Annotated in this window: 15 protein-coding genes; 4 read left to right on the top strand and 11 right to left on the bottom strand. The window is 49.8% G+C overall.

Annotated elements, in window-relative coordinates; translation table 11 throughout:
* Position 1: 1 nt before the first annotated feature.
* From KJS63_RS09185 to KJS63_RS09175, 3 genes are read right to left on the bottom strand one after another with little or no spacing between them, the layout of a single operon-like run.
* Positions 2–832: a hypothetical protein gene (locus KJS63_RS09185; RefSeq protein WP_213618814.1), complete on the bottom strand. Its 831-nt coding sequence runs from the start codon at positions 830–832 to the stop codon at positions 2–4.
* Entirely contained in the window at positions 833–4,804 is a 3,972-nt protein-coding gene (gene essC / locus KJS63_RS09180) for a type VII secretion protein EssC (protein ID WP_213618813.1), read from the bottom strand.
* 52 nt (positions 4,805–4,856) lie between these two features.
* Positions 4,857–5,138, bottom strand: coding sequence for a hypothetical protein (locus KJS63_RS09175; protein WP_213618812.1), 282 nt, complete (start codon positions 5,136–5,138; stop codon positions 4,857–4,859).
* Positions 5,139–5,499: 361 nt separating this feature from the next.
* Between KJS63_RS09175 and KJS63_RS09170 the strand changes: the two genes are divergently transcribed.
* Complete coding sequence (locus tag KJS63_RS09170; RefSeq protein WP_068619119.1) at positions 5,500–5,739, top strand: hypothetical protein; 240 nt, start codon at positions 5,500–5,502, stop codon at positions 5,737–5,739.
* 66 nt (positions 5,740–5,805) lie between these two features.
* Here the strand turns inward: KJS63_RS09170 and KJS63_RS09165 are convergent, their stop codons facing one another.
* The 6 genes from KJS63_RS09165 to KJS63_RS09140 all read right to left on the bottom strand — a co-directional run bounded on the left by KJS63_RS09165 (position 5,806) and on the right by KJS63_RS09140 (position 10,254).
* Positions 5,806–5,943, bottom strand: a complete 138-nt coding sequence (locus KJS63_RS09165) for a hypothetical protein (RefSeq protein ID WP_187386141.1) — start codon at positions 5,941–5,943, stop codon at positions 5,806–5,808.
* A 122-nt stretch (positions 5,944–6,065) separates the two neighbouring features.
* The gene (locus KJS63_RS09160; RefSeq protein ID WP_213618811.1) at positions 6,066–6,629 is read right to left on the bottom strand and encodes a ferric reductase-like transmembrane domain-containing protein; all 564 of its coding nucleotides are present in this window, start codon (positions 6,627–6,629) and stop codon (positions 6,066–6,068) included.
* Between the two features lie 30 nt (positions 6,630–6,659).
* A complete protein-coding gene (locus KJS63_RS09155) occupies positions 6,660–7,649 on the bottom strand; it encodes an FAD:protein FMN transferase (protein ID WP_213618810.1) in 990 nt (329 codons plus the stop codon).
* 17 nt (positions 7,650–7,666) lie between these two features.
* Positions 7,667–8,056 (bottom strand): hypothetical protein, encoded by a 390-nt coding sequence (locus KJS63_RS09150; RefSeq protein WP_213618809.1) that lies wholly within the window; start codon positions 8,054–8,056, stop codon positions 7,667–7,669.
* Between the two features lie 154 nt (positions 8,057–8,210).
* Complete coding sequence (locus KJS63_RS09145; protein WP_213618808.1) at positions 8,211–9,422, bottom strand: MFS transporter; 1,212 nt, start codon at positions 9,420–9,422, stop codon at positions 8,211–8,213.
* 70 nt (positions 9,423–9,492) lie between these two features.
* Entirely contained in the window at positions 9,493–10,254 is a 762-nt protein-coding gene (locus tag KJS63_RS09140) for a GNAT family N-acetyltransferase (RefSeq protein ID WP_213618807.1), read from the bottom strand.
* A 134-nt stretch (positions 10,255–10,388) separates the two neighbouring features.
* Here KJS63_RS09140 and KJS63_RS09135 point away from each other — a divergent pair, with 134 nt between their 5' ends.
* Positions 10,389–11,162, top strand: coding sequence for an alpha/beta hydrolase (locus tag KJS63_RS09135; RefSeq protein WP_213618806.1), 774 nt, complete (start codon positions 10,389–10,391; stop codon positions 11,160–11,162).
* An 81-nt stretch (positions 11,163–11,243) separates the two neighbouring features.
* Here the strand turns inward: KJS63_RS09135 and KJS63_RS09130 are convergent, their stop codons facing one another.
* Positions 11,244–11,750 carry a DUF3939 domain-containing protein gene (locus KJS63_RS09130; RefSeq protein ID WP_306432892.1) on the bottom strand — a complete coding sequence of 169 codons (507 nt, stop codon included), beginning with the start codon at positions 11,748–11,750 and terminating at the stop codon, positions 11,244–11,246.
* A 354-nt stretch (positions 11,751–12,104) separates the two neighbouring features.
* Positions 12,105–12,701 carry a DUF2087 domain-containing protein gene (locus KJS63_RS09125; protein ID WP_213618805.1) on the bottom strand — a complete coding sequence of 199 codons (597 nt, stop codon included), beginning with the start codon at positions 12,699–12,701 and terminating at the stop codon, positions 12,105–12,107.
* A 173-nt stretch (positions 12,702–12,874) separates the two neighbouring features.
* Between KJS63_RS09125 and KJS63_RS09120 the strand changes: the two genes are divergently transcribed.
* A complete protein-coding gene (locus KJS63_RS09120) occupies positions 12,875–13,867 on the top strand; it encodes a YpdA family putative bacillithiol disulfide reductase (RefSeq protein ID WP_213618804.1) in 993 nt (330 codons plus the stop codon).
* A 4-nt stretch (positions 13,868–13,871) separates the two neighbouring features.
* Positions 13,872–14,324 carry a DUF441 domain-containing protein gene (locus KJS63_RS09115; protein WP_374706268.1) on the top strand — a complete coding sequence of 151 codons (453 nt, stop codon included), beginning with the start codon at positions 13,872–13,874 and terminating at the stop codon, positions 14,322–14,324.
* Positions 14,325–14,425: the final 101 nt, after the last annotated feature.

Genomic DNA, 14,425 nt, shown 5'->3' with positions numbered 1-14,425 from the left:
ATCACCTTTCCTCTGTTTCAGAAGGTCGTTCAAACCACATCAGCAGCATATTTTGGAACTGCTCTCTAGTTGTCGGCGTAGCGATCAACCAGTCCTCATCATCTTTAGTACTCATACGAATGAGCCAGTTCATGGATTCATTCACCACAAATGCTGCCCCCTGAGTCTCCCAATCGGTACCACTCCACACAGACAGCTGAAGCTCCCCGTCGGATGTTCTTGTCTTGAGACACTTGGCAAGCGCCCAGGCTCCTTCCTGGTCATCCGTGGACTCCGCCAGCTCCGAGCTGATTTCTTCAACGCTCAAGTGCTCGCTGTTCTCATATAACTCGTTGAACTGCTTCCGGGATAACAGAAGGGCTGGCATGTTCTCTGGGGACCCGATATTCCACCGCATCCGGTTAACCAGATCATCGCTGGCCTGTCTGACATTTCCGATCTCCACAAGCTGATATTCCCGCGCAGCATCGGAAAGTTTGCGCACCTCCACAACCTTCTCATCGGTCACATGAAGGTATCCCTCAAAGCTGTCATCCTCGTTTGTGTATCTAACCCAGCAAGCGCGTTCGGCGAGCCCTGCTATGGCCACCTGGGAGAATACTTGGGGAGACATTTCCAATTCCACCCCGTTGTTCACCTGGGTCAGGTACCCTTTGCTTAATAGCGAATTCTTCGCACTCTCCCACTCCTCGGCAATTTCCTCCGATAGATAACCACGGAAAGGATCATCGATGCCAAGCAGCCTGTCTGAGCCCAGAATTCCCGCAAGGAAAAACAGCTCTTTGGTCTCTAGTGTAATTACAGCTTTCTGTGAGGCATTTGCCGTCACCATCTATCCCACCTCCTCTCCGACTAACACTTTCCACTTTTCGCTTATTGCCTTGATCCAGTCAGCTCTGGTCCAGGCACTGTCAAATGGCAGGGCTGCTTTGAACTTCTCATATTTCCTTCTCACATAATACCCTTGGCCCGGAGGCAGGACCGGCAGCTCACCTTGAACAGCCTGCGCCTCGGCGATTGGAATGCGGAAGAAGGATAAATCATTGGCATCCCTGCTGCCAAGCAGGAACCCGCTCTGACAGTTTTTGATTTCGCTGAACCAGTCGGCCCCGAAAGTCGGGAAATCCGAAGGTACACCTGAGAGAATAATATGCACACCCAGTTCCCTGGATTTCCGGACCAGACTGGTCAGCTTGTCCTTCAGGGCGAAGTCCTGCATCTGGCGTGCCAGCACATCCGCATCATCAATGAACAGCACTTTTCTAGCTGGTGAACTTAATTCGGAAGAATTCGGGGCTGCATTGGATTCCCCGCTGTCCAGCAATTCATCCACAATGGCTGCGAGTCCCTTGTCCCCACTTGCACAGCCTTTAACATGAGGCACCTGCGAGAGCCCGCTGATCTCCCGGCTGGAATGACGCCCATCGACAGCATATATAGCGATTTCCTCCGGTGTGTGACTCCACGCAAGCGATAAAATCCATGAGATCAGGAAGGAGGTTTTGCCGCCTTCCATCGGAGCCCCGACAATATAGTGGGGACCTGAGTCCAAATCCACCGCAAGCGGACTCAAATCCTCCACCCGGATTCCAAGAGAAGCCTGGGTATTCCCCCCGCCTTGTTCTAATAAGCTGTGCAGGGCAATCCATGCCGGCAGCTCGCGGATCGGCTGTGGACGCTTCCCGCTCCAACTGCTGTCGAGCTCAGCAATCTGCTGCTTCAGCTGCTCGTTAACCTCCGACTCTGTGCCTCCCGGCGCAGGGAGAGAGCATTGGAATTCAATGATCCTGCCGTCCAATTTAAAATGCCCTCTGCCCGGAGGCTGAGCGGACTCCAATCCGGCTCCAGCAATTCGGAGCCCCATATAAGGATAATCATGCGGATCTGCAATTTGGAAAGCCGCGGTTCGGGAGATACTGCTTCTGAACTTCTCTGGAATATCTCCAAGCCGGTTTGCACTAACAAGGAAACTCAATCCCAGAGCCGGCCCTTCCCGCAGAAGAACATCAAGCTGCTCATTCTGAGCGGGGAACGAAAGCTTGAACATATAGTAACCGTCAATCACCGTAACAACTTCAGGGAGCGGCTGATGGGCAAGCCTGCGGTACTCAGCCGCCGTCTTCACACCGGCTTCCATAAGCAGCTGTCTGCGCTCGTTGGACTCCTTGGCCAAATAACGGAACAGTCTCGCCATCCGGTCCTGGTCTTCAGGAGTGATTACATTGCCGATGTGTGGAAGATTGCCATACTCCCGCATCGTTCTTCCCATATCCACAATATAACCGGACCATTCCTCAGGGGTGTAACGTCTGGCGAGGGACATCAGGAAAGTCTGAATGAATGTTGTCTTGCCTGAACCTGGCATTCCATAGATCAGAAGATGACCTTCGCTTACAGCAAGACGTGCTGCAATCTGCTGCTGCTCGGCAACATCATCGGCCAATCCAACAACCGCAGTAAGTGGCTGATCCCCAGACTCTTCCCCGGAATCAACCAAAGGCCCAATCATCTCGGGAAGCGGCTCAAGCCATGGTCCTTTCAGCCTTTGAATTCCCAGCTGGCCGGCGGTTTGCCGGACATAATCGATAATGGCCTGAAGCTGCTTCGGCGCGGGATTTGCATTTGCCTCCCGGGTTGTCTGGCTTCCGATAGGAAGCTTTTCCCCATTTAAAGCCACTTTGTATACTTGTGTCTGCTTCGGTGCGCCTGATCTCTCATACGGCGCACCCGCCCAAGCGAACTGCAGCTGTTCAAACACCTCTCCGCTTCCCACTTGGAAGTAACCGCGACCCGCAGTATGAATCCAGGCTGCATCCGGCAGCTTGATCATATCCCGGCTGTCACTCTCGTCCTGCACCCGGAGACAAATGCGAAACCTCGCATTGCTCCATATTTTGTCATCCACCACACCAGACGGCTTCTGTGTTGCAAGAATCAGATGGAGCCCCAAGGTTCTTCCAATCGCGGCTATACTGATCAGCTCATCCATAAAATCAGGATGATCACGCTTAAGCTCGGCAAATTCATCAATGACAACAATAAGATGTGGGAGCGGCTCCTCTCTCTTCAGTTGGTAATATTCATCAATATGTTGAAGATTCCCAGCATCCTTCAAAATCATCTGCCGGCGGACGAGCTCCGCACGCAGTGAAATTTTCGCTCTTTGAATCAACCGCTTATCCAGGTTTGTCAAAGTGCCGACCACATGGGGGAAAGCCTCCAAGCTGTTAGACATTCCCCCGCCTTTATAGTCAATCAGCAGGAAATTAATATCATGCGGATGATAATTCATAGCAGCCGCGCTGACCAAGGACTGGAGCAGCTCGCTCTTGCCCGAACCGGTCATCCCGGCAATCAGACCATGGGGTCCATGGCCCTGATGCTCAATTTTGTCATGAAGCTGAAGCTGCATAACCTTTCCTCCCGCTCTAACTCCGAGCGGCAAAGGAAGCAGCCGGGGAAAGCGGTGACGCTCCCAGATATCTGCAAGTTGATGTCCCTCGGTCTCATGCACACCCAGGAGCTCCAAGAGCGTAACCGTTGAAGGAATTTCACCTGCCGCGGATTTTTTGAGCTCAATGGGAGCCATCGTTCTCGCAAGGGTGTCTGCTTGCTGTACAGACAAACGGTCGACTATCATCCGCCGGTTCATCACCGTACCATCCGGATTGCGGTACAAATACTCCGCTTCAGCCCCGTCACACTCGATAATCAGTCTGCACTGTCTAGGGAGATTCTCGGTAGAATCCGCCATAATTATGGTGCATGCCTGCAGGGATTCATCTTGATCAAGCAGCAGCGGGTAAAGTGCTTCATCCTCAACAAGACGACTATCTGTAATTACCGTTACATACCATGGACCCGCGTCCTGCAGCGTTTTGACCGGCTGATCTTGTCTTATACGCGGCTGGATCAAATGGTACAGCTTTTCAGCCAGCTCGTGGGCTTGCAGCCGGTTTCCCGCAAGAAATCTCCGCTTTTTGCCCTCATCCCATACATGGGGAAAGAAGCGCAGCCAGCTCCACTCCTGAAGCAAGCCTTCGTTAATAAATGCTGCAAGCTTGACCTCGTCCGGGGAATGACTGATGGCAATCTGGGCAACAACAGCCCGGATCAGGTTGCTCGTATCCTCCGGTTCCCCGACAATACCGATTACCTTTGCTTCCGGCAGCGGCAGGGTAACAGGACAATCCGGGATTACGCTAAAGCCCCCGGCGAGCTGCCCGGCAAGATGAGTTAGGGGGTCTTCGGTAAAGCCGTCCTTCTGGGGCGGTTGAATATCTACTTTAAAAGGCACGTCCCCTGTACCCGCTCTCACTTCAAGGAAGTCCGAATCTCTAGGAGACCTCTCCCACAGAGACGGTGATCTTTCGGACGCAACGAGAATCGCGGATTCCGGATGATTATGAACCTCGAGCATGGCCTGTCTTTGTTCATCGGCAAGCGCTTCAAGCTCAAGCTTTATTTTATCGAGACGTCCTCTATACTTGGCTTCTCTTTCGTCTGCGCTCAGGGCGTACCTTCGAAGCTGTGACCGGTGCACCAGAAAGGGCACTGCGAACAAGGAGCCAGCGAGCAGGATGCCGAGGATTTCGGATATGACCATCATCCCGCTGATTTCTGACCTTGAGAAATTAATATATATAATGAATGAAAGTACGGCTGCAGCAATGACCGAAGGTCCTACAAAAAGCAGTGGTGACATTACTGGCCTTGCAGGCAGATCCGGTGGCTTCACAATTTCGTACCGGGCGGCTTCAAGCGATTTTTTTATTCTGGGTGATCTTTGATAGAGCGTGCTCATGACACTCCTCCTGGCTGCATTTTACATTTGTTTAGCAGGATTCAACCTGGTGCTAAGGCTCCATGTCAACCGTGCCGTAGGTCCGCTGAATTCGGACGTAATCCCCGTCGGTAAGACCACTAAGACCTATTTCACAGTCCCCTTGAACCCGGAACCATGTACCATCAGGATGCCTGCCTTCAAGGATACATCCAACCTTCTCATCATCTAGAATGACTGAAAGCCCAGATTCGCTCTGAAGCTCTCTGATCAGGTCAATGGCCTTGGTCTCCAACGAGAGTTCAATATCGAACCAATTTGCCTGGTCCCTGCCGCTGCATACGGTCAATATCACGTGGTTAAGAACCTTCCTTCCTTAATGAAAATCTATGAAAAGATCCTATTCTTCTAATCATAGCACTGTTCCCCACCCCCTGGCTTGGTGCTCTAACTCCAATTGTTACAAAATGCCCATAAAAATGGGTAATTCCTCTTAGTTTCATCACGGTACGAAACCTTTAATATGACTTTAACGTTGACTACTTAGACGGGTGAAGAGTCAATTATATCCCATGCGGGTAAACAGCAAAAAGAGGCGGCAAGCCGTCCCCAAGATGATCACAATTTATTTAGAAACTTATAAGGTTCTTTTAAGCTTATTTTAATAATCGTGAATTAGTATTGTATTATGAAACCACTGTATAGAGGTGATTAGAATGAAAATCTTGATTAAATTCCAAAACAATCTGGTTCCCGTCTATTTCGCTGCTGAAAGCAAACAGCCTATTCAAAGAACACTTAGACTTTTGACAAGCGCACTTGAGAAGAAGTTCACAACAGGAAAGAGAGCCCTTAAAAAATGCTTAACTTCCTTAATCAGTATTGAAATTGAAGGCTCTGAAGCCATTTTGCACAGCAAAAGCGAATTTGACTCCCTGGCATTATCGTTGTATTAAAAAACTAACAGAACCCGCATGAAAAGAAACTCCCATACATTGTGGACAGGCCCATAGATAAGCTGGTTATACCGCTGTTCTATGGGCTTCTTCCTTGTTCCAGGCTTTCTCAACACGGATCAGGAATAATGCGAGTAAATTACGGCGGACTGACTCATGATGACAGCTCTCCAGCTTTCTGAGTATAAAACGGTCAATAGCCACGTCAACCCTCTCCTTATAGTTAGATAAACCGGGCAAAGGAACTATTTTCCTTCCGCCCGGTTATTTGTTATTTAACCGTTTTATTAGGTTTTAAACGCCTTGTCCGGCAAGGAAAAACCGGGTTATCTCGACAATTTGACAGGCTTCGAACGTCCACTCTTGAGCGTGAATCTGTATACGGTAACCCCTGCCAGTCCAATAGCGGTAAGAGCATACATCAGTTTAATGGGAGTCGAGCCGGTGTCGCTTCCTGTAAATAGTCCGTGAAATAAGGACATGAGAAATACAGGATAAGACAAAAGATGAATCATGTACCACAGAGGTTTTTTTATTTTATTCCGCAAATCACTGGTTAATAGAAGAATCAGCATGCCATACACAGCTAGTGTGCCAAGGCCCGAAGCTACCGGGTGGGTGTGGGCGGTAAATGGAATCCAGATTTCCTTCCAGGTAAACGGACTGTATTGATCCACATAGATAACCATTCCATGAGCAATTCCGATCAGGAATCCCGACCAGGTGCAGCGGGTATGCCATTTAAACATGGCCGCCCTCGTCCTTCCGCTATTTCCCGGCATTCCATGAAGAATCCCAAGCATCATTCCTGCAAACAAAAGCAAATAAGATAAAATTCCTGAAACTCTGATGATCCCCCAAAGGGGCAAGGACATAAACCAATCTGCCATAGTAAAATAACCTCCCTGCTGTAATCCTGCCTATATTTCCGGGTAAAAGTGAACGACTTCAGGTACCGCTTGGAATGCTTCCAGCTGGTATTGCTGCTCACTGCCCCGGTAATGAAGGCGCTGCTTATGATCCAACCAAAACATCTCGTGGGTTATATTCCTGCGGTTAAGCCAAGCCAAACCCTCCACCTCGCCTAGAATGCACATGCACTTAGCAATAACTTCACACTCGGGCAGACGGCCCCCTATTACCGTGCATTGGACAATATCACTTTCGGCGGAAGAACCCGTTCTCGGATCAATTAAATGATGACCCTCCCTGCCGCTGCGCGTTACCCATCGCCGCTTAAGCCGGCTTGATGTTGCTGCGCTGCCGTTTCTAATCTGCAGCCCTCCGAGGTCTTCATCCGGCTTGAACGGGTTCTCAATCCGAATGCTCCAATCCACCGGCTGGTTCGAACGGCTCCACACGGTTAGATCGCCGCCCGCATTGACACAGGCAGCCTGAACATCCTGCTGCCCTTTCAGCCATTGTGCGATCTCGTACACACACCAGCCTTTGACAATCCCACCCAGGTCAAGCGCTGTTCCAGATTCCCTCCTGAACATTCTGCTCCCAGCATCAAACGTCCACTCTCTGAAACCAGGGCTTGTCTCTTCGCTGTCATACACATCTTGTGAAAGATCAGCTGATAAGAGCTGCTCGAAGCTTTGAATGTATCCGGCCTGCCTTAGCTCGGGCAGAATTGCCGGTTCATAAATCCCTTCACTTAAGCTGGAGAAGTGTCTGGACAGGCTTAATACCTCCTTCATAGCCAGGGATACACTGACCCAGCCGCTGGAGCAATTCAGCCTGGAGAGCTCGCTATCAGGCAGAAATCGGCTGAATCTCTTCTCTTGGGTCTCGAACCAATGTTGTACCTTGAACACCAAATCTCTAAAGCGTTGTTCATCCCTAACGGCCAAATGAACCTCCACCGCTGTATTCATGGCCCGAAACGACGTCTTCCATGCCTTCACTTGAGGAAGCAAACCTCTCATGACCCGCCCGAATGAGTCTCAAAATTCGATGAAGGTGTGCTCCCCTGAGATGAGCTGCCTGAATCCCCGTTATTGGTGCCAGAATCGCTTCCGCTTAGGCCGGAGTCGCTGCTGCCAGACCCGAAATCGCCGCCTCTATGGTGTCCCCCATGGAATCTGGCCCCACTATCCTGATTGTTATTTTCAAAACCGCGGTCCCAATCATTGAGCGCGGTATCACTTGATGAATCATTTTGAGCGGACGTACTGCTGGAGGCCCCAGCGGCTGCCACCTGCTGCGCGGTGTCGAAGGCAGGCGTGGATTTGACCCACTGCAGGGCAAGTCCTGCCGCAAGGATTCCAGCCGCACTTGCTTTCCATTTCGTCCATTTATTGTGCTTTGCCATATTCAAGCTCCTCTCGCTGGCTATATTCCCTGAATAAGTTCATTGTAGAGGAGTCTCCTTAATAAAGCCTGAATGCCACCTGAGAATATACCAAAAATCCCGCAGCCTTGGTCTGCGGGATCGGTTAAATCCAGGTTAGCGGGTGTTTAATCTTTTACAACTTGGCAGCCGTATTCTTTTTAAGCACCATTCTTCGGGTATGATTCAGCTTAAGCACCCCAGCGGTCATCAGAAGCAGCAGCCCGTTCAACACAAAGACGACGGGGATTGGAATGAAGCCAGCCGCCGCTCCACCGGCAATAGGTCCAGCCATGCCTCCAAGTTGGTTGGCGGACTGATTCAGACTGAAAGCCCGGCCCCTGAAATCAGGGGTTGTGGTCTTCACAATCAAGGCATTTAAAGAAGGATACACTGCCGCAAAAAACAACCCATACATAAATCTGAGAATACCAAAGCCGTAAAGATTGTGGAACAACAGCTGCAGTAAATTACCGAGTCCTCCGCCGACCAGACCGATAATCAAGGTGTTCTGGTAGCCGATCTTCTGGCCGATCTTTCCCCATATCGGGGCAGCAATGACCGTGGCAATACCTACGGCAGAGAATATAATTCCCGAGCTAAGGGACGCATTGCCCATCGAAGCGCCAAGATCCAGCACATACAGGGTCAGCAGCGGTTCAAGCACCATGACGGAAGTGGTTACAATCAGCACGACCGTCAGATGCCTGATCAGCGGCCGGTTGGCCACAGCCTCTCTGAAGTCATCCAGCACATGCGACCGGGCTTGGTCCCTGTGGAAGTTCTCTTCTTTGACAAAAAACAGGGCGATCAGTGCGGAGACCAACACCACCCCGCCTGCTACCAGAAAACATTCCCTGTAACCAATATACTTGCTCAGGAAGCCGCCGATCATCGGGCCTACGATATTCCCAGCCGCACTTGCCGTTGACATGATGCCCAGAGAATAGCCCACCTGCTTCTCCGGTGTATTGGTCGCCACCAGGGCAATCGCTGAAGGAACATACCCTGCCAGCAGCCCTGACAGAATACGTACTCCAAGCAGCTGATAGGGGTCTTGTACCAGGGAGGTCAGAACATATACCAGGCAGAGACAAAACCCCGAGCGCAGCAGCATGGGCTTGCGGCCATATTTATCGGACAGCGAACCCCAATATGGCGCGATTAATGCTCCGGCCAGAAAGGTAATTCCAAAGGTGAGACCTGACCATAAAGACACGTTCGTGCTCACCTTCAGATCATGACTAATGAATAAAGACAGGAAAGGGATAACCATTGAATATGCCATACTGCAAAAGAATACGCCGCTCCATAGAACGTACAGATTCTTTTTCCATGAAAACTCCATTTTGTTCACCTCGGTGTGATCTTCCTGCTGTTCGCAGTTCCTCGTTCAATCAGGCTCTAATCCATGGGGATCAGATAGACGATTTCACTCGGTACCCATATTTGTATAACTCACTGAAATCAAGCTTCTCGTACAACTTTCTTGCAGCCAGATTATCTTCCACCACCAACAAATAAGCGTGTGCTGCTCCGTTTGCCTGTGCCCAAACCAGCATTCGCTGAATCAGCTCCTGAGCATACCCGCGTCTTCTGCGCCGCGGATCGGTTACAATATCATAAATACCCGCATGCCCAGCCTGTACAACACAAAAGCCGCAGGCTGCCGGCTCTTCCCCGTCATACAAAGTGAAAAAGCCCTGCTGAAGAGGGCTTGCCGTGAGCATCCGATAGGCAGTGTCCATATATTCCCGCTTCAGGCTGTTGAACTGACACAGCTGCTGCAGCCAGGAATGACTTACTCTACTCTCTATTGTAACATGCTTCCGCAAGGTTTCCCCCAGCCACCGGTCCCTAATCGTATTTTCGGTCAAGTCACAGATCAGTACCAGGGTAATATCCACGGATTGATATCCTCGTTTATGGAGAGCCAGATCCAGTTCCGAGGTTTCAAACGGCGTGATTTTAAATACAGGGGGAAGATTGTTACGCTGGTACATAGACTCACATTCGTCAATTTTGGCCGCTATGTCTTCCTTCCTCGAAGGGTATAGAGGCGTGACCGAATTCGACCGTTTGGAATAACCCTCCGCAAAGCGAAGCACCCAACCGTCATACAATACAGTTTGCAGCGCTGGCCAAGCATTCAAATTCATTTCTTCAATCCATTCCTTCATTTCCGGTTTCACCCTCTCTCTAAATAATGTATTGAATAAACATATATAAACGTGAATAGAAACACAATAGTAGATTTCACTCTAAGGATTTATAATGGAACTGTACATACACTATAGACAGGAGCTGATTATACATGGCTTATATTCAATGCCGCTTCTTCTCCGAGGTCCTCGGGCTAAACACCTCAATGTCCGTAATCCTGCCGGAACCGGGTCCGGCAGATTCACCGCAGCAATCCGGCCCATATCGGGTCCTCTATCTGCTTCATGGGCTATCTGATGATGACTCAGCCTGGGTTCGGCAGACAGCAATCGAGCGTTATGTGGCAGGTCTTGGCATCGCTGTGGTCATGCCTCAGGTGTTTCACAGCTTTTATACGAATATGACAAATGGGGGTATGGTCAGCGGTGGACGCTTCTGGACCTTTATCAGTGAAGAGGTGCCTAGAATCGCTCAATCTTTCTTCCCTATATCGGCAGCAAGAGAGGATAATTTTGTGGCAGGCCTGTCCATGGGCGGATATGGCGCGTTCAAGCTGGCCCTCAGCCATCCGGAACGGTATGCGGCAGCGGCTAGCTTATCCGGTGCCCTTGATGTCAGAACGGCCAAGCAGCGTACACCTGAGCTATATACCCAGTTGTTCGGGGATAAGGATATTACCGGAACTGGAGATGATCTGTTCCACCTGCTGGAGCGGACCTCGTCAACGGCTTCAGTCAAGCCAAAGCTTTATCAGGCCTGTGGGACCGAAGATTTTCTTTATGAAGAGAATGTGGCATTTCGTAATGCCTTAAGCACGTCGGGGATGGATTATATTTATGAAGAGGGACCTGGCGAACATAACTGGGATTACTGGGATGCCCGGATCAGAGATGTCCTTAAATGGCTCCCGATGAATAATAAATAACAAAATTAAGGACATAAACAAGGCGCACATAAGCAGGGTTAACTGCTCATGTGCGCCTTCTTTTATCCTGCAGTCCGAAGTCTACAGTTCGAGGATCGTTACCGAGGAATCCTGCTGATTCCCTTGTACCCCGGCTCTTTCCAGCCGATGGGTCAGCATCAATTCTTGCTCAGTCACATACAAAGGAATGGTTGGCATTTCCTTGAGATAGTGCTCCTGCATCAGAACCTTGAAATCAACCTCCAGCTCTGGAGAGCCTTCGACCACCGGCATTTTGCCCGTTTCGTTCAAATAATCATCCACGGCGTTCTGCACCATATCCAGGTAATACGGGATATGACGTTCTTCCTCTGGGAAGATCTCATAGGTCTCCCTGGAAAGATAGAACTTCTGATCCGGCACTCCGCCCAGATACCTGCTTAATCTGGATACGTCCAACGTTCCATCACTCTGAAGCAGGGAAATACGGTTAATTGGAGCGGGCATTTCGTCTTCATACTTCAATACAGCTCTTCTTATGTCTTCCAGTGACGCATGAATGACGGCACGATCGGATGATTTTCGTTTCTTTCTCCAAAATAGCATCATGGATACCTCCCTGTATTAAAAGTCTGTTCAGGAAGCGCTTACATTATTATTGTATCCCGAAATGCCTGTTTTGGATATGGTATATGACTAACTTGTAACCATTGTTCTCACAATTGTGCGAAATCACCCATTTATTTACAATTATATAAGATGAACTTTAGAATTCACCGGTCTCAGCTTCGATCCCGAGTGATTCTGAAGAAGCGGAGCGGCCGCCTTTGTCTCCGAAATGCCCCCACTTTGATATCTAGTTCAAGCATTTCGGAGACAACAGTGGTCGTAAGAACACTCGGCATCGCAGCGCCCCTAAAAGGTAACCTTCATAAGTTCGTTTTATATAGTTCACTGAAATGACTACTTTAAGGACTCCCAGGACGCCCACATTTCTTTCGGATTCAGTTCATACTGTTCCTTCTCCCGGTACATGAACTGATGCATGATCAACTCCCGTCTTAATGTGGCATAGTCATCATGGTACGGTTTAATATATTCATTGATTTCCTTCTCCGTGTACTTGCGTCCTGGTTCAAGCTTGGATACCATATGCTCAAGGACAATCAGCTTCTTCTTGAGCTGTGCTGGTATTTGCTTCAGACGCCCGTTCTTATCGATAAAATTGCGCAGCACGGTATCTTTCAGGGCTTCGTTCTTCTCTTCCATCCCTTCCACCTTCTCCTTTCTATTATAAATAAACTGACGCGTGGCCTCAGCAAAGCTATCCATAAAATAAGCATTAATCGAAAAGTAAACCGTATTCTTATCCCGTCTCTCGTTCAGCAGCGAGGCCTGCCGGAGCTTGGCAGCATGATGCGTGATCGTTGGCTGGGATAAATTCAATCTTCGCGCAAGCTCTTGACCACTGGCTTCTCCCTCAGACAACAGCATCAGCAGCCGCAGCCGGGTCGGATCTCCGAGCGCTTTATGGTAGGCTACGAGTTTATCAAGCTGCATGGGTCTGTCTCTCCTTTTGTGGAATTTCATCTAATTCGATGTACATCTAATTAGATATTAATCTAAACAACCTACTGCTGTCAACGCTGGAAATTCATTTTCAATTGCTGTAGGATTAGAGTGTTTCATTATGAACGTTTAGAACTTGACTTACCCAAGAAGGAGGACTTCCATTGGAAGATGTAATTATTATCGGAGCCGGACCTTGTGGGCTCTCGGCCGCAATTGAATGTCAACGTCAAGGCTTATCTGTACGCGTAATTGAGAAATACAATGTGGTACATTCCATTTACTTGTACCCTACCCATATGCAGTTCTTCAGTACGTCAGAGCTGCTTGAAATTGGCGACATTCCTTTTGTGACGCCGGCAGATAAGCCATATCGCCATGAAGCGTTAGCCTATTACCGGAGAGTCGCCTCTCATTACAATTTACGTATTAATTGTTATGAAGAAGCCGTGTCGATCGACCGTCAGCAGGACGGGACCTTCATCGTGCGCACAAGAACCCGCTCAGGCGAGGATTTGGAATATGCGGCAGAGCATGTGATTCTATCCTCAGGTTATTTCGATCATCCTAATATTCTTGGAATTCCGGGTGAAGAAACGGATAAAGTGACCCACTATTTCCGGGAAGCCCACCCGTATACCGGAATGAAGGTAGCCATCATTGGAGGCAGTAATTCAGCGGTGGACGCCGCTATGGAACTCATCCGTGTAGGTGCGGAGGTCACGATCGTATATAGAGGTGAGGGCATTTCAAGCCATATCAAGCCATGGGTAAGGCCTATCTTCGAAGCCATGATTGAGAAAGGCCGCATTCAAATGCGCACCTCCTCGCGGGTCACATCCATCCTTCCTGACCGGGTCATCATTGAATCCTTGCAGGACGGGACAACCACAGAGCTGGCTAACGATTTCGTCCTGGCCCTCACCGGATTCCGGCCGGACCGCAAGCTGCTTGCTTCGGCAGGAGTTGAAATGTCCGAGGATATGGATAAGCCTGTCTTTAATCCCGAGACGATGGAGAGCAACATCCGCGGCTTGTATATCGCCGGTGTGGTAGCTTCAGGCCGCAACGCCAATGAAGTGTTTATCGAAACCGGACGCGGTCACGGCAAGCTCATCGCAAGCCATATCACATCCATTCGCAATACGGAGGATTAACACGATGGCCCCGATTGATATCACAGCACTTCTGCTGCTTCTTATGGCAGCCCTGGGCATCTTCAGCGGAAATGCCCCGATCACCATCGCGATGATTGTCCTGCTGCTGCTCAGGGTTACCAAGGCTAACCAAGTGTTCCCCTGGCTGGATAAGTACGGGCTGACTATTGGCATCATTGTCCTCACCATAGGAGTGATGTCCCCTGTAGCCAGCGGCAAGCTGTCTCCCCAGATGCTGTGGGCTTCCTTCTTCCATTGGAAGTCACTGTGCGCGATCGGGGTCGGTGTTCTTGTCGCTTATCTGGGCGGGCGCGGCGCCTCTCTTATGACCACACAGCCTACGGTTGTGGCCGGTCTGCTGATTGGCACCGTCCTCGGTGTTGCCTTCTTCAAGGGCGTGCCGGTTGGCCCGCTGATCGCGGCGGGACTGTTATCCCTGCTGATTGGCAGAGGGTAAGCTTAAATTGCGATATATCGATATATAAGGTGAACTTTAGAATTTACCGATCTCAGCGGAGAGGACAGGTGATTCGTAACCTTCATAAGTTCATTTTATAT

The organism is Paenibacillus sp. J22TS3 (genome assembly GCF_018403205.1).
In the GTDB taxonomy this organism is placed as follows: domain Bacteria; phylum Bacillota; class Bacilli; order Paenibacillales; family Paenibacillaceae; genus Fontibacillus; species Fontibacillus tuaregi.
The sequence above is the reverse complement of the archived record's forward strand: the minus strand, read 5'-3'. Positions and strand labels throughout refer to the sequence as shown.